The organism is Streptomyces sedi, assembly GCF_006335015.1.
Classification (GTDB): domain Bacteria; phylum Actinomycetota; class Actinomycetes; order Streptomycetales; family Streptomycetaceae; genus Streptomyces; species Streptomyces sedi.
Genome location: NZ_VDGT01000017.1, coordinates 20611 through 41551, shown reverse-complemented (window position 1 = coordinate 41551; position 20941 = coordinate 20611). Strand labels below are relative to the sequence as shown.

The following is a 20941-nucleotide window of genomic DNA, read 5'->3' as shown; positions in this document are numbered from 1 at the left end:
ACAACGGCAACAACAGCAAGAGGAGTGAGTCGTGAGCGGTACTGGCGCCCCCGAGGTGACCATCTCCGACGCCACCGACCTGCGGGTCGCGGTGGTCGCCGCCCAGTGGCACCGGACGGTGATGGACGGGTTGCTGGCCGGCGCCGAGCGCGCGCTGGCGGAGTTCGGGGTGGCGGCCCCGACCGTGGTCCGGGTCCCCGGCAGTTTCGAACTCCCCGTCGCCGCAGGCGTGTTGGCCCGCCAGGGCGCGGACGCCGTGGTCGCCCTCGGCGTGGTCATCAGGGGCGGCACCCCGCACTTCGACTATGTCTGCCAGGGCGTGACCCAGGGGCTGACCCGGGTCGGCGTGGACACCGGAGTCCCCATCGGTTTCGGGGTGCTCACCTGCGACACCGAGGCCCAGGCCCTGGACCGTGCCGGCCTGGAGGGGTCCTCGGAGGACAAGGGCCACGAGGCGGTCTCGGCCGCCGTCGCCACCGCGGCCGTGCTGCGGGCCGCCGCGGAACCCGGACGCTGGCCGGTGCCGCCGACGCCGTAGGCTGAGGGTCACCATGGCCAACAAGACTTTCGACGAGCTCTTCGCTGAGCTTCAGCAGAAGGCCGCCACCGGCGACCCGACCAGTTCCCGCACCGCCGAGCTGGTCGGGGCCGGGGTCCATACCATCGGCAAGAAGGTCGTCGAGGAGGCGGCCGAGGTGTGGATGGCCGCGGAGCACGAGAGCGCCGAGCGCACCGCCGAGGAGATCTCGCAGCTCCTCTACCACCTCCAGGTGATGATGCTCGCCCGGGGCCTCAGCCTCTCGGACGTCTACGCCCATCTCTGACCGACCGCCTCATCCCGCCGCCTCCGGCCGCACACCGCTCCGCCTCGTTCCGCCTTGCCCCACCCGCTCCACCCCGTTCCGTCCGCCTCACCCCGTTCCGTTCCCGCTTCCCGTTCCCTCGCCCCGTGAAGGAAAGCTCACCCATGCTGCGCATCGCCGTTCCCAACAAGGGTTCCCTCGCCGAGCCTGCGGCGGCCATGCTCCATGAGGCCGGCTACCGCCAGCGCAAGGACCGCAAGGAGCTGGTGCTGCTCGACGCGGAGAACCAGGTCGAGTTCTTCTATCTGCGCCCCCGCGACATCGCCGTCTACGTCGGCCTCGGGCGGCTCGACCTGGGGATCACCGGCCGCGACCTGCTGCTGGACTCCCGGGCCCAGGCCGAGGAGATCATGCGGCTCGGCTTCGCCTCCTCCACCCTCCGCTACGCCACCACCCCCGGCACGGTCGCCGACGTCCGCGAGTTCGAGGGACTGACCGTGGCCACCTCGTTCGCCGGTGTGGTCAGCGCGCACCTCGCCGAGCACGGCGTCGACGCCTCCGTGGTCCACCTGGACGGCGCGGTGGAGACCGCCATCCAGCTGGGCGTCGCCGAGGTGATCGCCGATGTCGTCGAGACCGGCACCACCCTGCGCAACGCGGGGCTGGCCATCATCGGCGAGCCCATCCTGGAGTCCGAGTCCGTGGTCATCCGCCGCCGGGGCGACACCGAGGAGGAGGCCAGGGTCCAGCAGTTCCTGCGCCGGCTCCAGGGCGTCCTGGTCGCCCGCCGCTACGTGATGATGGACTACGACATCCGGGCCGAGCTGGTGGAGAAGGCCGTCGCCCTCACCCCGGGGCTCGAATCCCCGACCGTCTCCTCCCTGCACGACCGGGGCTGGGCCGCCGTCCGCTCCATGGTGCCGGTGCAGGACGCGCAGCGGGTGATGGACGAGCTGTACGAGTTGGGGGCCCGCGCCATCCTCACCACCGGCATCCACGCGGCCCGGCTGTGACCGCTTCGAACGTCCGTCCGGAGGCGAGCGTGCACCCCGACCAGCCGGCGCGGCCCGAGGGCCCGACGCTGCCGATGACCATCCGGCCGAACCTCACCCGCGCGGTGCTGCTCGGCTCGGGGGCGGTGGTCGTCGGGGTACTCGCCCTGATCGCCGTGCTGCTGCCGGCCGGCGGCGCGATCAGCTGGGGAACGGGCGACCGGCTGGCCATCGTCGCCAGCGGGCTGCTGGTCCTCGGCGTCCTGGTCCTGCTCGCCAGGCCCCGGCTCACCGCGGACGACGAGGGCGTCACCGTGGTCAACCTGACCACCGTGCGCCGGCTCGCCTGGCCCGAGATCGTTCGCGTCACGCTCCGCCCCGGCGACCCCTGGGTGACGCTCGACCTGGCGGACGGCACGGTGCTGCCCGTGATGGCCATCCAGCCGGGCGTCTCCAGGGAACGGTCCCTCGCCGACGCGCGGACCCTGCGCGCGCTGGTCGAGTCCCGGGGATCGGCGGCGGACACCGACGGTTAGGCCCTGAAGCCGGCACTGGCACCGGCGGCGGAGCGGCGGGCCGGCCCCAGGCGCGTGCGAGGAACAGCGCCTCGGCGCACGCGCGCCGCGGGCAGCCGTCGATCGGGCGGAGCGCGGCGTGGGACACCGCCCGTCCCCGAGGGCTCCCACGACCGTGAACGCGCCGGTGGCGGCAGTCACGCCGTGGCCGGGCGGTCGCGCTCTCTTGCGCACAGCTCCCAGACGGTGTCGCGGGTGGTGCGGTCCAGGGCCGCGTCGGGCCACGGGGTCGGTCTGGCCGCGCTGTTGAAGTAGGTCCCGTTCGTCTCGCGCACTTCGGGACTGGAGGCGAGATACACGCTGGAGCGCGTGGCCCTCAGCAGCGCCCGCCGGCCGAGGACGATCGGCGTCGCCAGCCGCAGCAGCGGCACGATCGGTCGGGCCAGCGGCGGGTAGGTGCCGATGGCGAGGTCCTTGTTCATCGACGTGTGAGCGTGTCCGGGGTAGGCGACGTTCAGCGTCACCGGCGTGGCCGTGAGTTCCTGGGCGAAGCGGTAGCTCATCGCCATCTGCGCCAGCTTGGTCTGGTTGTAGACCGACAGCCCGACATAGGACTTCTCGCCCCGCAGGTTGTCCAGGTCGATCCGCCCCCGCGGGACGCCGCCGGTGATGTTGATGACGCGGGCACGGCCCGACGCGGTCAGCGCGGGCATCAGCCAGTGGGTGAGGCAGAACGGCGCGACCACGTTGACCGCGAACGTGGTCTCGACGCCGTCCTCGGTCAGTTGGCGGTGGGGCCGGGTCGCTCCGGCGTTGTTGATCAGCACGTCCATGCCGCCGGCCCGGCCGCTGACCTCCTGGGCGAGGCGACGGACGTCGCGGAGCCGGGACATGTCCGCCGTGATCGCCGTGACGTCGTCGTTCCCGCTGGAGCGACGGAGGTCCGCCACGGCGGCGCCGGCGCGGTCCCCGTTCCGTCCCACGAGGATCACGCGTGCGCCGAGCGCCGCCAACTGCCGCGCGGTCTCCTTGCCGATGCCGCCGGTGCCACCTGTCACCAGCACGGTCTTGCCTTCCACCGTCACCACTCCACTCCGTCGACGTGTCACTCGAAGACATGATAGACACCAGGTGACACGAAGTAGACTGGGTGCATGAAAGAGGGACTGCGTGAACGGACCCGCCGAGCGGTGCGGGCGGAGCTCGCCGCGATGGCCACCGACCTGTTCGCCCGGCAGGGCTTCGACGAGACGACCGTCGAGGACATCGCCCAGGCGGCCGGCATGACCAAGCGCAGCTTCTTCCGCTACTTCCCGACCAAGGAGGACGTCGTCTTCGACGGCATCGACCTCACCGGGGAGAGCGTCGTCGCCGACATCGCGGCACGACCGGCGGACGAGGGGCCGTGGGAGTGTCTGCACCAGGTCCTGCGGGCCTGGCAGGAAGAGATCCACGCCAGTGAGCGGGCGCTCGCGACCATGCGCCTGATCGAGGCGACGCCCGCCCTGACAGCGCGTCTCCTCCAACGCAGAACGGAATGGCGCCGGCGCGTCAGCGACGCGCTCCGGAGTCGGCCGGGGGCCGAACTCGACCCGTACACCGCGGATCTGCTCACCAACGCCGCCACGGCCGTACTCGACGCCGTGTCCGGCCAGTGGGCGCGAGCGGACGGAGACGCGGACCGCCGGGCCCTGCTGGACCGGGGGTTCGACCAGGTCCGCGTCGCACTCGGCACAGGGCGGGCGTGAGTCGCGCTACCCGCCTCCGTGCTCACTCAGCCGGCGTGGAGGATCCGGAAGCGATCGGGTTCCGCCGGGTCCCGGTCAGCGACGTGGATGGGTGTCCAAGTCCATTGCCACACGCTGATGCCCGGCGTGCGGGAGAACTGGATCGGCCCGCGGGTGCCCTCGACCGCCACGCGCGGCCATGACTCGGCGACGGCCGCCCGGTCCGTGCCGTGGGAACGCAGCACCGCGGCGAGGACGGCGACGGTGTCCCAGCCCTCGAAGGCGACGAAGGAGGGCGCTTCGCCAAGCCGCTCGCGGAGCTCCTTCCCGACGCGTTCACCGAGCGGACCGAGACGCTCGGGCAGGTAGCGCAGGAACGGGATCCCGGCGCCGTCCCCGCCCAGCGCCGCGGCCCATTCGGCGAACTCCGGCTGTCCGGCCGGAGCGCCGACAAGGATCTCCGCGAGCCGCCGGTCGCCCCGGACGGCCCGGACGATCGGCACCGCCGGCTCCGGATGGCCGACCAGCAGGAGGAGCGCCGTCGCGCCATGGTCGACGAGCGCGTCGCACAGGGCCTCGGGCGTGAGCGTCGCGTCGAGTTCGAGGACGGTGCCGCCGCGGGGAGCGAGGTGGTCCCGCAGGACGCGGGTCCCGGACGCCCAGTAGACGCTCGGCTGGGTCGCCACGGCGATCCGACGCCGGCCCGCGCGGAGGAGGAAGTCCGCGTAGATCCGCCAGCCGTGGGACTGGGCCGGGGCCAGACGCGCGACCCACTCCGTCGGCTCCTCGGTGAGCGCGTCGAGCACCGCGGACGAACAGAGAAACGGCACGCCGAGGGCGTCGGCTCGGGCGGCGGCGGCGCGGGCGACCACGCTGTGATACTCACCCACCACGGCGGCCACGCCCAGGTGGGCCAGTTCGTCCACGGCCGCCGCGGCCCGCTCCGGATCGGCCGCGGTGTCCCGGACCACCAACTCCAGTGGTCTGCCGTCGATCCCCCCGGCGTCGTTGACCTCGCGGACGGCCAGGTCGAGTCCTGCGAGCAGGTGTCGGCCCGCCTCGACCCAGCCGGGCCGCGTCAGCGGGACGAGAGCACCCAGGCGGACGGATGACCCGTCTGTGTGCTCCGCTCCGGACGGCGATGGTGGCGTGTTCATCGGGTGGTGTCTCCCCTGGGACGATGCGGTCGCGGTCCGCCCGGATCGCGCGCCGGCCGCTGACGGTGCGCGGTCATCACGTCCCGCCGAGGCAGGCGCGCCCGGGTGATCATCGGGCTATTGCATCCAACGCCCGCGCCCGTGGACAACCGAGATTCCGCGCGCCGAGCCGCCAAGCCACATCGTCATCGGCACCAGCGAGGGCCCGCACCCAGAAGGTCACTTCCGGGACACGCTCCAGACCACGTGCGTCCCGCCGTCGACAACACGCTCTAGACCACGTGCATCCCGCCGTCGACCGGGAGGACCGTGCCGGTGACATAGGAGGCGCGGTCGCTCAGCAGCCACGCGGCGGCCTGGGCGATCTCCTCGGGGTCGGCCGCGCGGCCCAGCGGCGTGCGGGAGTTGAGGTGGTCGATCACGCCGGGCGCGCGGTCGTCCCAGGTGCGCATCATCTCGGTCAACGTCGTGCCGGGTGCGACCGCGTTGACCCGGATGCCCTCCGGCCCGTAGGTCGCCGCCGCCGACTCCGTGAGGCTGTTGACGGCGCGCTTGGTCGCGCCGTACGCCGGCAGCGTGGGGTTGGCGCGCAGCCCGCCGACGGAGGTGTTGTTGACGATGGCGCCGGTGCCGGAGGTGGCGCGGATGGCGGCGACCTCGGCGACCATCGCCGCCCAGGCGCCCCTGAGGTTCACCGCGTAGACATGGTCGAAGTCGGACTCGGTGACGCCGTCCAGCGGCCCGGGCGTGACGTCGGTCGCGCCGTTGTTGAAGGCGACGTCCAGCCGCCCGTGCAGCGTGACGGCGTGGTCGACGGCGGCGCGGACGTCGGAGGGGTCGGACAGGTCGCACCGCACATGGTCGGCGGTGCCGCCGGCGGCTCTGATCTCCTTGGCGACGGCGGCGAGTTGGTCCTCGGTCCGGGCGGCGAGCAGCACCAGGGCGCCCTCCCTGGCGAAGAGCCTCGCGGCGGCGGCGCCGATGCCGCGGCCGGCACCTGTGACAAAGGCGACCTTGCCGGCCAGCAGTCCGGACGCGGGGGTGGTGGGGTCGGTCCTCCGAGTGGTGTCCATGACGACCATGGTGGTGCGGGCGCCCCGACGCATCCAGGCACTGCCGGTACCTGGATCGCCACCTGGCGTGTCCGTCCGCCTCCGCGCACACTGAGGACCATGGACAGACGAGAGCTGGCCGACTTCCTCCGCGGCAGGCGCGAGCGCATCACCCCCGCCGACATCGGGCTCCCCGCCGGGCCGCGTCGTCGCACGCCGGGCCTGCGCCGGGAGGAGGTGGCCCAGCTGGCGTTCATCTCCACCGAGTACTACACCCGGCTGGAACAGGCACGCGGCCCCCGGCCCTCGCGCGAGGTGCTGGGCAACCTGTCCCGCGCGCTGCGGCTGACCGGCGTCGAACGCGACCACCTCCACCATCTCGCCGGCGCCCCGCCGGGACCGCCGGCCGGGCCCTCCCGCGAAGTGCGGCCCAGCATCCTGGAGTTGCTGCGCCGACTGCCCAACGCCGCCGCGATCGTGCTCTCCGCCAGCTACGAGGTGATCGCCTGGAACGACCTGGCCGCCGCGCTGCTGGAGGACTTCTCCGCCCTGTCCCGGCGCGACCGCAACCTGGTGCGCCGCGTCTTCCTCGGCCCGCACCCGGCGGGCCGGCCGCTGTACTGCCTCACCGACGCCGACGCGTTCGCCCGCACCACCGCACGCCAGCTGCGGGCCACCGCGGCCCGTTACCCCGACGACCGGGAGCTGGCCTCGCTCGTCGACGAACTCCACGCCGGAAGCCCCGAGTTCGCCCGGCTGTGGGCCGCGCACGAGGTGCACTCCGAGGCGGTGCTGCGCAAGACGTTCGACCATCCGTCGATCGGGCCGATCACCGTCAACTGCGACGTGCTCGACGTGACCGACCGCGACCAGCGGGTCGTGATCTACACCGCCGACCCCGGATCCCCCTCCGAGGAGGCGCTGCGGCTGCTCTCCGTCATCGGCACCCAGCGGATGGACGTGCCGGGCTGACGGGGCCTCAGCGCGCCATGGCTCACGTCAGCGGCGGGAGTTCGTCGTCCGTCGGGAGCGAACGCCCCCGTCCCGCCAGTACCTCGCCGTAGGCCAGCATCAGGTCGGACAGCCGCAGCGTCGACAGCTCCTGCCGCGTCGGCGAGCTGACCGAGTCCGACAGCCGCACGTCGCGGAAGGCGCAGCTCGACTCGTAGAGCGTCCGCAGGAACCGCCCGTTGCCCAGGTCGTCGATCCACCCCTCGGCCACCACGTGGTCGCTGATGCTGCGCAGCTCCTCCAGCGCCTCCGCGTCCCAGGCGTCGCCGTGCTCGGCCGCCAACAGCTCACCTATCGCGGTGAGTTCGGCGGGGCGGTAGCTGGGGAACTCGATCCGGGCGGCGAACCGCGACCCCAGCCCCGGGTTGGCCGACAGCAGCCGGTCCATCCCCTCCGGGTAGCCGGCCAGGATCACCACCAGGTGCTCCCTGCTGTCCTCGGCCCGCTTCAGCAGCACCTGGAGCGCCTCGTCGCCGTACGCGTCGCCCTTGCTGTAGCCCGAGTGCACCAGGCTGTACGCCTCGTCGACGAAGAGCACCCCGCCCAGTGCCGAGTCGATCAGCCGGTTCGCCTTCACCGCCGTCTGGCCGAGGAACTCGCCCACCAGATCGGCGCGTTGGGCCTCCACCAGCCGGTCGTTGGCCAGCACGCCCAGCGCGTGGAAGACCCGCCCCAGGATGCGGGCCACCGTGGTCTTGCCGGTGCCCGAGGGGCCGGAGAAGACGAAGTGCCGCTTCGGCGGCTGCACCGGCAGCCCCTGCCCGGAGCGCAGCCTGGCCATCCGCAGCTGCGCCGACATCGCGCGCACCTGCTCCTTGACCGGCTCCAGCCCCACCATCCGGTCCAGCTCCGCCAACGTCGTGGCCAGCAGCGCCTGGTCGGCGACCGGCGGCGTGCCCTGCGCGCCCCTGCCGCCGGCGCCGAGGAGTAACCCGCCCTGCTCGCCGGGCCGTTCGCCCTCGGCTGGGGTGGCGGGCGAGGGTACCCGCAGGTCGGGGTAGGGCGGCCCGGCCGGGGAGTCGGTCGACGGTTCGTCGTCCACCCGGTCCTCGAACCCGCCCAGCAGCAGCCCCTCCGACTCGTCCGTGGTCAACGCGGTCAGCCGCACCGCCGTGTCCATGAACTCCGGGTCCGCGTGCTGCACCGCCCGGTAGAGCGGGATCGCCGCCGCGCTCCGCCCGCTGCCCTCACGGGCCCGCGCCAGCCAGTAACGCAGCTCCTTGCGCTGCGGATGCTCGCTGCGACATCGCATCAGCGCCGCCGTCAGCAGCGGCTCCGCCTGGTCGAACATCTCCAGCCGAACGCGGGCCATCCCCGCGAACAAGCCGGCCTCCACGCCGAGTTGGGGGTCACTGGTGAGGGTGGAGGTGTAACGGAAAAGCCCCTCCCAGTCCTTGGAGAGATAGCAGCGGCAGGCGTGCAGGAAACGCGCGTAGGGATCCGACTCGGGCGCGGGGCACTCCGCCAGCGCGCGGTCCAGCTCGGTCATCCGCCGCCCGTCGAGCAGCTGCGAGGCGTGGGCCAGTATCAGGTCGCGCTCGGTCTCCAACACCGGCTGCACCCACCAGCCCAGCCAGTACCAGGAGCTCAACGGCCGCCCGTGGCGCTTCCGTTGCTCACCGAACCGGGACCGGTTCCGGTACATCTGGCGTAACGCCGTCGGCACGTCCGTCCGCAGCGCGTGCAGCCCGAGCCAGGCGTCCGCCATGCCCGGGTCCTCCCGCACCGCCGCGCGAAACTCCTCCTCCGCCTCCGGATAGGCCGCCGCCGTGTAGGCGTCGACCCCCCTCAGCCAGGCGAGATCCGCCATGGGGGAGGGGCTCGGAGAGGGGGAAGCGGAATCGCCAGCGCTCATGAACTCCTCACAACGCGGGTGCCCTCGCCCGCCCTTGCCATCCGGTGGACCTCATTCGCAGGCATGGTGACTGTCTCCCCCCGAAGTCATCAGGATATCCGCAAAGGGTCTTGACGGGTCATCGGCGAAATGGTGCGCTTCCGCCCGTTCCCACGCCTCCCAGAACGTCGCCTGCTCCGGACCGTCCCGCAACCGTCCACGGCGCCAAGCCACTTGGGGATCCATCTCCATCCAGATCAACAGCGCGAGATGGGGGCGCACGGCCCTCCGTCCCGCTCCCACCCCCTCCACCAACACCACGGGCGCGGGTGGCAGCGTCGCGCTCCCGGTGAACGCGCGCCGGTGCCAGTCGTAGACCGGGTGACGCGCCTCCCGGCCGCGCGCGAACGGCGCCACCACCGTGTCGAGAAGCGTGTCCGTCCAGCCGAAGAACGCGTCATGGCTGGCCAGATCGTCCAGCCGGAGCACCGGGGTGCCGGGCAGCGCGGTCGCCAGCCGGCGCGCCAGCGTGGACTTGCCCGAGCCGGCGTGCCCGTCGACGCCCACCAGCCGCACCGGGCCGACGGACGGCGTGAGCAGGGGCAGCCGCGCCGCCAGCGCCTCGGGGGCGCCGGGCGCGCCACCGTCGTCGATCATGGCCCCGAGGGTAGCGCCCCGGCGGCAATCGCCACAGGTCAGACCAATCTTGATGGCCGCCGTTCGGGTCGCGTGACTGGCCGTCAACGTGTCCAGTCGGGATAGTGGTGAGGGTTCGCGCGTCCCCGCGCCCGGCCGCAGCCCGGCCGCGCCGCCCCGCCAGCGGGCGGGGCGTTCCTCGACACCCTCGGGAGACCCACAAGTGGCCCTCACATCTCGACGCACCGTACTGGCCGCAGCCGCCGTCGCGGCAGCCGGCACCGTCACCGCGCTCGCCGCGCCCGGCGCCCTGGCGGCAGGCGGGGGCGCCGGCACGGCCGGGCGGGGCGGGCGGAACCGCGCCGCCTCCACCATCGAGTACCACGGCTGGACCTCGGCCGACGACTGGGCGGCCGGCAGCGCCGACGGCGTCACCGTGGTCGCCGGCGACCGCCCCGGCGTCGCCCTGGACGCCCCGGCCGGCACCGTCGACTACACCGACCCGCACCTCGGTACGACCGTCAGCTATGACTACGCCACCTGGGTCTCGCCGGCCCACACCCCGGCCGCCCCCGGGAGCGAGCTGATCGCCTCCTGGAACGCGGACACCCCGGCCGGCACCTTCGTGAAGGTCGAGGCGCGCGCCGACTACGCCGACGGCACCCAGTCGCCCTGGTACACCATGGGCATCTGGGCCTCCGGCGACGAGGACATCCACCGCACCTCCGTCGACGGCCAGGAGGACGGCAAGAGCTCCGTCTGGACCGACACCCTCGCCATCGACGACACCGAGACCGGCACCCGGATCGCTTCCTACCAGCTGCGGCTGACGCTCCACCGGGTCGCCGGCGGCGACGCCACCCCCACCGTCTGGCGCGTCGGCGCGATGACCTCCGACGTGCCGGCCCGCTTCGAGGTCCCCGCCAGCGAGCCGGGCGCCGCCAGCGGCGTCGAGCTGACCGCGCCCACCTACTCGCAGAACATCCACGTCGGCCGCTACCCCGAGTACGACAACGGCGGCGAGGCCTGGTGCAGCCCGACCTCCTCGCAGATGATCATCGAGTCCTGGGGCCGCGCCGCCGACCCGGACGACCTCGCCTGGGTGAACCCCGACTACGACGACCCGCAGGTCTGCCACGCGGCGCGCTTCACCTTCGACTACCAGTACGGCGGCTGCGGCAACTGGCCGTTCAACGCCGCCTACGCCGCGACCTACCCCGACATGGAGGGACTGGTCACCCGCGTCGCCTCCCTGGAGGAGGCGGAGGAACTCATCACCGCCGGCATCCCGCTGATCACCTCGGTCTCCTTCTACGAGGCCGAACTCGACGGCTCCGGCTACGGCACCTCGGGCCACCTGATGACCGTCGTCGGCTTCACCGAGGACGGCGACATCATCGCCAACGACCCAGCGGGCGACAACAACGCCGAGGTCCGACGTGTCTACCCCCGACGGCAGTTCGAGAACATCTGGCTGCGTACCCAGCGCTACGACGAGAACGGCCAGGTCAGAAGTGGCACGGGCGGGGTGTGCTACCTGTACTTCCCGGCGAACCCAGCACCACGTCAGCACCGCGTCCTCAGGCGGCTGGGGCTCCGCTGAGCGCGGACCCCACGAAGGGGGCACAGAGAGCCCCCACCACCTCGCGGCACCGCTGGTGACCGTCCCGCGTCAGATGTCCGTAGCGGTCGACCGTGACCTTGATCGAGCGATGCCCCAACCAACGAGAAACCTCGTGGATGGAGACATTCCTGGTCAGGGTCATGGTCGCCCACAGATGCCGCAGATCGTGTGGTGTGTAGTGGGGGAGGCCCAGGCGTTTGATGGCCCGGTTCCAGGACCGCCTCAGGAGATCCGGGTAGGGGATTGTTCCCTTCTCGGTGAGGATCGGAAAGCTTTGGGCGAACGGTGCGACGGATTCCGGAAGAGGGACATCCCGCCATTCCCCCTCGCTACGGTGTTTGAGCGGCGCGTAGCGAACGACATAGATTCCGTTTCGCGCCTTGGTGCGTGTCACCTGACGCCTGAGGCGAACTGTATCGCCGTGGAAATCCGTCTCGTGTAGTCCCAGCACCTCGCCTATGCGAAGTCCACAACAGGCCATCAGCCATATCGCCGGTGCGAGTCGAGAGCCGATCGATTCGGCGATCGCTTGCACTTCCTCCATGGACGGCAGAGCGTGCTCGTCGATCGCTGTCACCGAGCGGCCTGGGAGTTCCGCGCCCCTCACGGGATTGAGGGGGACGAGTTTGTGGCGGACGGCATAGGTGAAGGCCGACGAGACCGCGATCCGCCGTGACTCGACCGTGTTGCGGGGCGCCCCGCCGCTGCTCCATGTCGCGAAGAGCCTCTCCACGTCGGTCATGCTGACCTGGCTCAACGTCCTCTCCCCGAGGTGGGGGAGAACGTGAAGTCGCCAGATGCGCTCGTAGCTCTCCCACGTGCCATCGGTCACGTGGTGGAGCGCGTCCAACCATTCGTCGACAAAGACGTGGAGTGGCTTGTTGCCCGCATTGGGATCGGCATAGGTGAAGGAGCGCTTGTCGTGCTCCACCCTGGTCGCGAAATCGGCGGCGTCCTTCCGGCGGGCGAACGACTTCTCGCGCTGGCGCGCACTTCGCCCTCCTGGCTCGCGATACCGCACGAGCCACCGCTTCCCCGGCGAGGAGACGCCTTTGTCGATGATGGTCGCCATTCAGGATTCCGCCCGCGTCTGTCTCATGCGTTCGACGGGTTTGTCGAGCGGGTCCTGTTGTAACTCTGGTTCGCGGTGTGTCCAAATCACCGAAGGCAGGTGAGAGTGTTTGTGTCGCTACAATTCGTAACCCCGAGATTGAGTGTGATCGGCGGATGTGCGGGCCATAGCCCCTTCCCCATGGCGGGACCTGCCCGCGCGTTTCGGCCCGTGGAAGACCGTGTATGAACGGCACCGGCACTGGTCGGCGGATGGCACCTGGGACAAGATCTTCGCGGCCGTCCTAGTGGACGCCCACGCCCAGAACCGGATCGACTGGTCCATGGTGAGCCTGGACTCCACGTCTTGCCGTGCCCATCAGCACTCCGCCGGGTCGGAGCCGGGAGAACCCTCGTGGTCGAGTTCGCGCTCCAGGTAGGCGATCTTCTCGCGGCCGTTGAACTTCTCGGGCGTGAGGCTGAGCGGCAGCATGTCGAGGAAGTCCCGGCTAGCGGGGCTGTCCTCCCCGATCGTGACGTCCACCGTCGTGGAACCGGCCGTGAACCGGACGACGGTGCCGACGAGGTCCCGTTCAGCGCTGTCTCCTCAGGCTCGTTGGCGGCAGGGCCGTTGGACGTTGTGCTGGCCGAGGCAGGGCATGTGGGCTCGTCCGAGGAAGCACTACAGCCGGTGAGCAGGAGTGCGAGGCGATCGAGGCCGCGCTGGCGAGCTGGGTGGGGCGCATCGGTGGGCGAAGCCTTTCCACAGGGGACGGTCGGTGCCCATCGACCTGGGGACGCTGGCGGGTGGGAGTTCCTGCTGGGAGGGGTACTCGTAGGGACTTCCGAGGTCGGACGGGGCAGCCAAAGGTCGGCGTCGGACTGGAAAGAGGATTCCCAATGACGTTGTCAAGCCGGGATGGTGACGCCTTGTGAGGGTGTCATGCCGTTGTGGCAGTGGGTTGGGATGTGCTGGCTTCGAAGGTCCTGTGGTCGCGTATGAGGGCCCAGAGCACGTTGAGGCGGCGTCTGGCCAGGGCGAGGACGGCCTGCTTGTGCTTCTTTCCCTCGGCTCGTTTGCGCTGGTAGAACCGCTTGGACTCGGGGCAGTGCATGGCGGCGGCCTGGGCGGAGAGATAGAACATGCGCAGGAGGCGTCGGCTGTAGCGGCGTGGCCTGCGCAGGTTGCCGGAGACCTTTCCGGAGTCGCGCGGAACGGGGGCGAGCCCGGCGACGCCGGCGAGCCGGTCCGCACTTCCGAAGGCGGACATGTCACCGCAGGTCGCGGCGATCAACTCCGCACCGAGCATGTCACCGATGCCGGGCATGCTGGTGATCACCTCGGCATCGGGATGCTCACGAAACCGGCCCTCGATGAGGACTTCGAGTTCTGCGATCTCCTGATCGAGGGCCATCACCTCCCTCGCCAGGGTACGGAGCATCTTCGCGGCGGTCTTCTCCCCGGGGACAACGGTGAACTGGGCCTCGGCGGCGGTCACCGCGGCGTCGGCGGCGCTCTTGGCCGTGCTGAGTGTGCGGAACGCCGTGGTTCTTGAGCCAGGCCGTCAGCCGGGCCCGGCCGATCCGACGCAGCGCGGCCGGGGTCTGGTACCCGGTCAGCAGGAGGATGAGCGCGGTCTTGGATGTGCTGTAGTCGAAGGCCCTCTCCAGGGCGGGGAAGTACTCCAGCATCTGCGCCCGGAGCCGGTTGATCGCCCTGGTGCGGTCGGTCGACAGATCCATGCGGCGGGCGGTCAGGATCTTCAGGTCGACCGCGATCTCGCTGGTCTCCAGCAGCGGCTGGAGGTCGCGCCGCATGCGGGCCTGGTCGGCGATGACGAAGGCGTCCTTGCCGTCGCCCCGGTAGGAGCCGGAGGCGTGATGGACGGTCCGGCCGGGGATGTAGAAGAGCCACTGCCCGTGGTTGACCAGCAGGGCGATCCACAGCGCGGCCCCGCCGGCGTTGAGGTCGACCGCCGACGTCACCAGGGCACCGTCGTCGGCCATGTCCAGGACGTCACCGAGCAGCCGCAGCAGCTCGTCCTCGTTGTTCGGCACCCGGCGCGAGAGCACCTTGGCGCCCTCCGCGTCGATCACGGTGCAGTGGTGTTCGGCCTGGCCCGCGTCCGTCCCCGCCCACAGTTCGGGCACCGGACCCTCCTTCGTCGTTCTCCCTGTGCTGTCCCAGCAGACAACCTCGCTGTCACGTCCATACAAGCGATTTGGTTCGCGCATCCCAATCAGCAGTCGAATCGTCGCGGGATGCCGGGCGGCCAATCCTCTCAAGCCACGAACGCGGCACACGCATGACAGCCACACCCGGCATCCCTGGGTGTCCCGATCTCACGAATGATCCGGATCAACCCACGAAGAAAGGTATGGAACGTCATGACGACGATCGCGATCATCGGGGCCGGGCCGGGGCTCGGCGCCGCCGTTGCCCGGCGGTTCGGGCGTGAGGGTTCTCCGTCGCGCTGGTCGCGCGCGGTCGGGACCGGCTCGACCGGCTGGTCTCCGACCTGGTGGCCGACGGCGTTCGGGCGCGTGGCTATGTCGGCCTCGGGGAACATCGGTACAGCGGTTGGCGCTGAGAACGATCATGGTCGGCTAGCACACCGGCTGCGGGCTCCGCTGGGGTTCGCGGAAAGATCGCCGGGCGGGTGCCGGGGCTGGCTACCGTCCGCTCGTGCCGGTGGAGTTTTTGACTGATGAGCAGGCCGAGACGTACGGGAAGTTCGCCGAGGAGCCGACCCGCCCCGAGCTGGAGCGGTTCTTCTTCCTGGACGACGTCGACCGCGATCTGATCGCCCGGCGCCGCTCCGCGCACCACCAGCTCGGCTTCGCGCTCCAGATGTGCACGGTGCGCTACATCGGCCGGTTCCTCCCCGACGACCCGCTGGACACGCCCTGGCCGGTGGTCGAGCACCTGGCCGCGCAGCTCGGCATCGAGGACCCGTCGGTGGTGAAACGGTACACCGAGCGGCCGAAGACGACGTACGAGCACGCGTGGGAGATCCGGGACGCCATGAGTACCACGAGTACGACGACCCGGAGTGATCCCGGCGGTTCCGCACCTTCCTGCACGGGCGGGCGTGGACGCACGCCGAGGGCCCGAAGGCGCTGTTCGACCACGCGGTGGGCTGGCTGCGCCGTCACCGGGTCCTGCTGCCTGGGGTGTCCGTGCTGGCCCGGCAGGTGTCGGAGGCGCGGACGGTCGCGGAGAAGCGGCTGCACGCCACGGTCGCGGGCGCCGCCCGCCGCGCGGACCCGGCGCTGCCCGGGGATCTGGTGGCGACGCTGACGACGCCGGTGGGCTCGCGGTTCTCGGAGCTGGAGCGGCTGCGCCGGCCGCCGACGCGGACGACGGGCACGGCGTTCGCTCGCGCGCTGGAGCGGGTGGACGAGATCGGCGCGTACTGGCTCGGTCGGCTGAGGCTGTCGCAGATCCCGCCGAACCGGATGGCGGCGCTGGCCCGGTACGCGCTGGGGTCGAAGGCGCCGCTGCTGGAGCGGGCGGCGGAACCCAAGCGCACAGCGATGCTCACCGCGGTGATGCGGCACCTGGAGACGAAGGCGATCGACGAGGCCCTGGACCTGTTCCAGGTCCTCATGGCCACCCGCCTGCTGAACACGGCGAAGCGCAAGACGGAGAAGGAACGGCTGTCGACGCTGCCGCAGTTGGAGAAGGCGTCACGGGTGCTCGCGCGGGCGGCGAAGGTGCTGCTTCAGGAGCTGGAGCTGGAGCTGGTCGAGGAGCAGGAGACGGACCTGGACGTGGCCGCGCTCTGGGCAGCCGTGGAGGAGGTCGCCCCGCGCGCCGCCGTGATGAGCGCGGCGGCGACCGTGGTGACCCTGGTGCCCGAGGACGAGAACTCGGCCGAGGTCGCCATGCGGGCCGCGCTCGCGAACCGGCACGCCACGGTGCGCCCGTTCCTCGCGCTGCTGGGCGAGTCGAAGGCGCTGGACGCGGCGAGCGCCGGGAAGCGAGTCCTGGCCGGGGTGCGGGGTCTTCCGGCGCTGGCCCGGCGGAAGGTGGGGGTGAAGCCGCTGCTGCCGCGCGAGGTGGACGACAAGCTGGTGCCGCTGGCGTGGCGCAAGGCGGTGTACGCCAACCCTGATCTGCCGCAGGGCGCGGTCGACCGGGACGCCTACGTGGTGTGCGTGCTGGAGCAGCTGCACCGGGCCCTGAACAACCGCGACATGTTCGCCGCCCCGTCGCACCGCTGGTCCAACCCGCGCGCCTGGCTGCTGGACGGGCCCGACTTGGACGCGGTCGAGGAGGACGTCCTGGCGGCCCTGAGCCTGGACATGCCCGTCACCGAGCACCTGGCGGAGCTGGTGCGGGGCCTGGACGCCGGATGGAAGCAGCTCGCGACGCGCCCGGAGGAGGCGGGGCCGGCGGCGAAGGTTTCCATGGAGGTACAGGACGACGGGCGGGTGAAGCTGAACGTCGACAAGCTCGGCGCGCTCGGCGAGCCGAAGTCCCTCCCCGGCTACGAGGCCCTGACCAGGGCCCGGCTCGTGCACGTCGACCAGTACTACCTGCGCGCCGACACCATCGCCGCCGCGAACGCAGCTCTGATCGCCGCCTAGGCCGGCATCCCGATCGTGCGGTACTGGGGTGACGGGCTGCTCGCCTCCGTGGACGGGCTGCGCTTCCAGGTGCCGGTGCGCACCATCAACGCCGCCCCGTCGCCGAAGCACTTCGGGTTCAAGCGGGGCATCACCTGGCTCAACGCCGTCAATGACCAGGTCGCGGGCATCGGGCAGATGGTCGTCCCCGGCACCTCGCGCGACTCCCTGCACATCCTGGACGCCCTGCTGAACCTGGACGGCGGGGTCAAGCCGGAGATGGTGGCGACCGACAACGCCTCGTACTCCGACATGGTGTTCGGCCTGTTCAAGATCCTCGGCTACAACTTCAGCCTGCGGTTCCGCGACCTGGACGACCAGCGGTTCTAGCGGGCCACGACGCCCGGCATCGAGACCGGCACGGGCGGTGGAGGACCTGGCCCGCAACCGGGTGAACCTGAATAAGGTGATCACGCACTGGCCGGACATGCTGAAGGTCGCCGGTTCCCTGGTCACCAACCAGGTCCGGGCCTACGACCTGCTGCGCATGTTCGGCCGCGACGGCCGCCCGACGCCGCTGGGGGCGGCGTTCGCGGAGTACGGGCGGATCGCGAAGACCGAGCGCCTGCTGCGGGTGGTCGACCCGGTGGACGACACCTACCGGCGTCAGATGAACCGGCAGCTCACTGTGCAGGAGTCCCGCCACAAGCTCGCCCGGGACGTGTGCCACGGCAAGCGCGGCACCATCCACCAGGCGTACCGGGACGGGATGGAGGACCAGCTCGGCGCGCTCGGCCTGGTCCTCAACGCCATCGTGCTGTGGACCACGAAGTACATCGACGACGCCGTGGAACAGCTTCGCGCCGAGGGCCACGAGGTCCGCGACGAGGACATCGCCCGGCTGTCCCCGCTCAAGCACCGCAACCTCAACCTGCTCGGCCGCTACAGCTTCAGCGCCACCGTCCCGGCCGCCGGCGCCCTGCGCCCTTTGCGGGACCCGGACACGCCGGAACTGGACGAGGACGAGGAAGCCGGGCAGGACTGACCCGGCCGGGGGCCGCTACTGCCCGGCGGTGGCTGGTTCGGCTGCGCGGGCCGGGGTGTCGCGCACGCCCATGCGCAGGTGCTCGACGTGGTAGAGCGCCTGGTCGAGGAGTTCGGCTACGTGGTTGTCGTAGAGGGCGTAGACGATCGACCGGCCGTGACGCTCTCCGGTGACGAGGCCGAGGTTGCGCAGGAGGCGCAGCTGGTGGGAACAGGCGGAGGCTTCCATGCCGACCGCGTCGGCAAGGTCGCTGACCGAGCAGGGGCCTTCCTGGAGGCGGGCCAGGATGTGGAGCCGGGACGGGGTGGCGAGGGCCTGAAGGGTGGCGGCGACCTCGGCTGTGCCGACCGCGTCGAGGCGCTCGCGGGTGGTGGCGCTGCTGGTGGTGCCGGTTCCGTGACCCATGCACGCCATCATACCGGTGACACATGAAGACCTGTTCAGGCATTCCTGTATGGTGGTGTCGTCACCCCGGTTCACCCGTGAAGGGTTGTTTTGTCATGTCTTCTGTCCTGGATCAGCGGCCCACGCCAGCCGCAGGCGCACGGCGCACGGCGGCTCCGCGCCGCCGTACCCGGCTGCTGGCGCTGCCCGAGGCACGCTGGGCACTCGCGGCCCTGGTGCTGTTCCTCCTCGCTCTGCCCGTCTACCTGCTGGACGGCCCGGCGTGGCTGTGGGGCACGCTGTTCGCCGCCACCTACATAACCGGTGGCTGGGAGCCGGGCTGGGAGGGCCTGAAGGCGCTGAAAGACAAGACGCTGGACGTGGACCTGCTGATGGTCGTCGCCGCCCTCGGGGCGGCCGCGATCGGGCAGGTCCTCGACGGGGCGCTGCTGATCGTCATCTTCGCCACCTCCGGCGCCCTGGAAGCGATCGCCACCGCCCGGACCGCCGACTCCGTACGCGGACTGCTCGACCTCGCCCCCAGTACGGCGACCCGGCTCCTGCCCGACGGCGGCGAGGAGGACGTGCCCGCCGACTCCCTCAACGTCGGGGACACCATCCTGGTCCGGCCCGGTGAGCGGGTCGGTGCCGACGGCCAGGTCCTGGACGGCGCGAGCGACGTCGACCAGGCCACCATCACCGGGGAGCCGCTGCCGGTGGCCAAGCGGGCCGGGGACGAGGTGTTCGCCGGGACGGTCAACGGCACCGGCGCCCTGCGGGTCCGGGTCGAGCGCGACCCGTCGGACTCGGTGATCGCCCGGATCGTGAAGATGGTCGAGGAAGCATCCGAGACCAAGGCCCCCACCCAGCTGTTCATCGAGAAGATCGAGCAGCGGTACTCGATCGGCATGGTGATCGCCACTCTCGCGGTCTTCGGCATCCCACTCGCGTTCGGTGACACCCTCCAGTCCGCGCTCCTGCGGGCGATGACGTTCATGATCGTGGCCTCACCCTGTGCGGTGGTGCTCTCCACCATGCCGCCGCTGCTGTCCGCCATCGCCAACGCCGGACGGCGCGGAGTGCTGGCCAAGTCGGCCGTCGTCATGGAACGCCTCGGCCAGATCGACCTCGTGGCCCTGGACAAGACCGGAACCCTCACCGAAGGCACCCCCCGCGTCACCGACATCCGCCCCCTGCCCGGCACCGGCCTGGACGAGGACGGCCTGCTCACCCTGGCGGCAGCGGCCGAGCACCCCAGCGAACACCCCCTCGCCCGCGCCGTCGTCGACGCCGCCCGCCAACGCGGCCTTCACCTGCCCGAGGCCACCGACTTCTCCTCCACACCCGGTGAAGGCGTCACCGCCACCGTCGAGGGCCGCACCGTCCAGGTCGGCTCCCCCTCCCGGCTGCTCACCACCACGTCGTCGCACGACAAGGTCGTGGCCGAGCTGGAGGACACCGGCCGCACCGGGGTGGCAATCCTGCGGGACGGCGCGGTCGTGGGCGTCCTCGGGATCGCCGACCGGCTGCGGCCCGACGCCGCGGCGACGGTGGCCGCGCTCACCGAGCTGACCGGCCGCACCCCTGTCCTGCTGACCGGCGACAACGAACGCGCCGCGCTGCGCCTGGCCGCCGAGGTCGGCATCACCGACGTCCGCGCCGGACTCCTGCCGCAGGACAAGGTCGCCGCCGTCAAGGCGTGGGAAGCGGAAGGGCGCCGGGTGCTGGTGGTCGGTGACGGCGTCAACGACGCCCCCGCCCTGGCCGCCGCGCACTCCGGGATCGCGATGGGCAAGGCCGGCTCCGACCTCGCCCTGGAGACCGCCGACGCCGTCGTGGTGCGCGACGAACTCGCCACCATCCCCTCCATCGTCCAGCTCTCGCGCACCGCACGCCGCCTGGTCATCCAGAACCTGGCCATCGCCGGGGCGTTCATCACCGTCCTGGTCGCCTGGGACCTGATCGCCACCCTGCCCCTGCCGCTCGGCGTCGCCGGACACGAGGGCTCCACCGTCATCGTCGGCCTCAACGGCCTGCGCCTCCTGCGCGAAGCCGCCTGGCCCCGCCTGACCAAGGACACCGCGTGAGCAAACGCAGCCGCCGTGCCGCTGCCGCCCCCAAGCCGGGGGCGGCAGCGGCACGGCCCACCGTCACCGTCTGCTGCGGCTGCTGCTGCGGCACCCTCAAAGTCCCCGGCCTGGACCACGCCGCACAGCTGAAGGACCTGCGCCAGGCCCTCGACGGCATCGCGACCGTGCGCGTCACCGACTGCCTCGACGCGTGCGAGCGCGCCAACGTGATCGTCGTGCAGCCCTCCGCCGCCGGTCGAAAGGCCGGCGGACGGCCCGTCTGGCTCGGCCTGGTCAACGACCCCGACGCCACCGCCGACATCACCGCCTGGGTCGAGAACGGCGGCCCCGGCGTCACCGACGCCCCGGACATCCTCGACCTGTACAGGTTCCAGCCCTCCCGCCGCGTCCAGGCCGAACTCCACGGCGACGCGTAAGCACGCCCGCCTGTCGTCAAACGATCGTTTGAC

17 protein-coding genes and 4 pseudogenes are annotated in these 20941 nt (G+C 71.4%); 12 read left to right on the top strand and 9 right to left on the bottom strand.

Features of this window, described 5'->3' with window-relative positions; translation table 11 throughout:
- Positions 1–31: 31 nt before the first annotated feature.
- The 4 genes from ribH (at position 32) to FH715_RS20570 (ending at position 2331) form a co-directional block, all read left to right on the top strand.
- Positions 32–538, top strand: coding sequence for a 6,7-dimethyl-8-ribityllumazine synthase (ribH, locus tag FH715_RS20585; protein ID WP_139647515.1), 507 nt, complete (start codon positions 32–34; stop codon positions 536–538).
- 13 nt (positions 539–551) lie between these two features.
- Positions 552–824 (top strand): phosphoribosyl-ATP diphosphatase, encoded by a 273-nt coding sequence (locus FH715_RS20580; protein ID WP_097229946.1) that lies wholly within the window; start codon positions 552–554, stop codon positions 822–824.
- 143 nt (positions 825–967) lie between these two features.
- Complete coding sequence (gene hisG, locus FH715_RS20575) at positions 968–1816, top strand: ATP phosphoribosyltransferase (protein WP_139647513.1); 849 nt, start codon at positions 968–970, stop codon at positions 1814–1816.
- Positions 1813–2331: a PH domain-containing protein gene (locus FH715_RS20570; protein ID WP_342782183.1), complete on the top strand. Its 519-nt coding sequence runs from the start codon at positions 1813–1815 to the stop codon at positions 2329–2331. Before hisG ends, FH715_RS20570 begins: the two co-directional genes overlap by 4 nt.
- Positions 2332–2507: 176 nt before the next feature.
- Here FH715_RS20570 and FH715_RS20565 read toward each other — a convergent pair whose 3' ends face one another.
- Positions 2508–3389: an SDR family NAD(P)-dependent oxidoreductase gene (locus tag FH715_RS20565; RefSeq protein ID WP_246108870.1), complete on the bottom strand. Its 882-nt coding sequence runs from the start codon at positions 3387–3389 to the stop codon at positions 2508–2510.
- Positions 3390–3464: 75 nt separating this feature from the next.
- Between FH715_RS20565 and FH715_RS20560 the strand changes: the two genes are divergently transcribed.
- Complete coding sequence (locus FH715_RS20560; RefSeq protein ID WP_246108869.1) at positions 3465–4058, top strand: TetR family transcriptional regulator; 594 nt, start codon at positions 3465–3467, stop codon at positions 4056–4058.
- Between the two features lie 26 nt (positions 4059–4084).
- On the opposite strand, the gene FH715_RS20555 is transcribed toward FH715_RS20560, so the two are convergent.
- Complete coding sequence (locus FH715_RS20555; RefSeq protein ID WP_139647510.1) at positions 4085–5194, bottom strand: ABC transporter substrate-binding protein; 1110 nt, start codon at positions 5192–5194, stop codon at positions 4085–4087.
- A 272-nt stretch (positions 5195–5466) separates the two neighbouring features.
- Positions 5467–6267 carry an SDR family NAD(P)-dependent oxidoreductase gene (locus tag FH715_RS20550; RefSeq protein ID WP_139647508.1) on the bottom strand — a complete coding sequence of 267 codons (801 nt, stop codon included), beginning with the start codon at positions 6265–6267 and terminating at the stop codon, positions 5467–5469.
- A gap of 99 nt (positions 6268–6366) precedes the next feature.
- On the opposite strand from FH715_RS20550, the gene FH715_RS20545 reads away from it, so the two are divergent.
- Positions 6367–7218 carry a helix-turn-helix transcriptional regulator gene (locus tag FH715_RS20545; protein ID WP_139647506.1) on the top strand — a complete coding sequence of 284 codons (852 nt, stop codon included), beginning with the start codon at positions 6367–6369 and terminating at the stop codon, positions 7216–7218.
- A 22-nt stretch (positions 7219–7240) separates the two neighbouring features.
- Here the strand turns inward: FH715_RS20545 and FH715_RS20540 are convergent, their stop codons facing one another.
- Together FH715_RS20540 and FH715_RS20535 are read right to left on the bottom strand one after the other, a co-directional pair.
- Positions 7241–9112, bottom strand: coding sequence for an AAA family ATPase (locus tag FH715_RS20540; RefSeq protein WP_211367722.1), 1872 nt, complete (start codon positions 9110–9112; stop codon positions 7241–7243).
- A gap of 51 nt (positions 9113–9163) precedes the next feature.
- The gene (locus FH715_RS20535; RefSeq protein WP_139647502.1) at positions 9164–9748 is read right to left on the bottom strand and encodes a uridine kinase family protein; all 585 of its coding nucleotides are present in this window, start codon (positions 9746–9748) and stop codon (positions 9164–9166) included.
- A 202-nt stretch (positions 9749–9950) separates the two neighbouring features.
- Between FH715_RS20535 and FH715_RS20530 the strand changes: the two genes are divergently transcribed.
- Positions 9951–11330, top strand: coding sequence for a peptidase C39 family protein (locus tag FH715_RS20530; protein WP_139647500.1), 1380 nt, complete (start codon positions 9951–9953; stop codon positions 11328–11330).
- On the opposite strand, the gene FH715_RS20525 is transcribed toward FH715_RS20530, so the two are convergent.
- Positions 11308–12423 (bottom strand): tyrosine-type recombinase/integrase, encoded by a 1116-nt coding sequence (locus FH715_RS20525; RefSeq protein ID WP_139647498.1) that lies wholly within the window; start codon positions 12421–12423, stop codon positions 11308–11310. The genes FH715_RS20530 and FH715_RS20525 overlap by 23 nt on opposite strands.
- A gap of 175 nt (positions 12424–12598) precedes the next feature.
- Between FH715_RS20525 and FH715_RS20520 the strand changes: the two are divergent.
- Positions 12599–12799, top strand: a pseudogene (locus FH715_RS20520) (transposase); the annotation flags it as partial.
- Here FH715_RS20520 and FH715_RS28335 read toward each other — a convergent pair.
- A complete protein-coding gene (locus FH715_RS28335; protein ID WP_170184781.1) occupies positions 12781–12945 on the bottom strand; it encodes a cyclophilin-like fold protein in 165 nt (54 codons plus the stop codon). The pseudogene FH715_RS20520 and the gene FH715_RS28335 sit on opposite strands and share 19 nt — an antisense overlap.
- Before the next feature lie 397 nt (positions 12946–13342).
- A pseudogene (locus FH715_RS20515) lies at positions 13343–14552 on the bottom strand (IS110 family RNA-guided transposase).
- 237 nt (positions 14553–14789) lie between these two features.
- Here FH715_RS20515 and FH715_RS29075 point away from each other — a divergent pair.
- Both FH715_RS29075 and FH715_RS29585 read left to right on the top strand, forming a co-directional pair.
- A pseudogene (locus tag FH715_RS29075) lies at positions 14790–14953 on the top strand (SDR family NAD(P)-dependent oxidoreductase); the annotation flags it as partial.
- A gap of 134 nt (positions 14954–15087) precedes the next feature.
- A pseudogene (locus FH715_RS29585) lies at positions 15088–18018 on the top strand (Tn3 family transposase).
- 15 nt (positions 18019–18033) lie between these two features.
- On the opposite strand, the gene FH715_RS20500 reads toward FH715_RS29585, so the two are convergent.
- Entirely contained in the window at positions 18034–18423 is a 390-nt protein-coding gene (locus tag FH715_RS20500) for an ArsR/SmtB family transcription factor (protein ID WP_139647495.1), read from the bottom strand.
- A gap of 95 nt (positions 18424–18518) precedes the next feature.
- On the opposite strand from FH715_RS20500, the gene FH715_RS20495 reads away from it, so the two are divergent.
- Together FH715_RS20495 and FH715_RS20490 are read left to right on the top strand one after the other, a co-directional pair.
- Complete coding sequence (locus FH715_RS20495) at positions 18519–20489, top strand: heavy metal translocating P-type ATPase (RefSeq protein ID WP_139647494.1); 1971 nt, start codon at positions 18519–18521, stop codon at positions 20487–20489.
- Positions 20486–20908: a (2Fe-2S) ferredoxin domain-containing protein gene (locus FH715_RS20490; protein ID WP_139647492.1), complete on the top strand. Its 423-nt coding sequence runs from the start codon at positions 20486–20488 to the stop codon at positions 20906–20908. The genes FH715_RS20495 and FH715_RS20490 overlap by 4 nt, the downstream gene beginning before the upstream one ends.
- Positions 20909–20941: the final 33 nt, after the last annotated feature.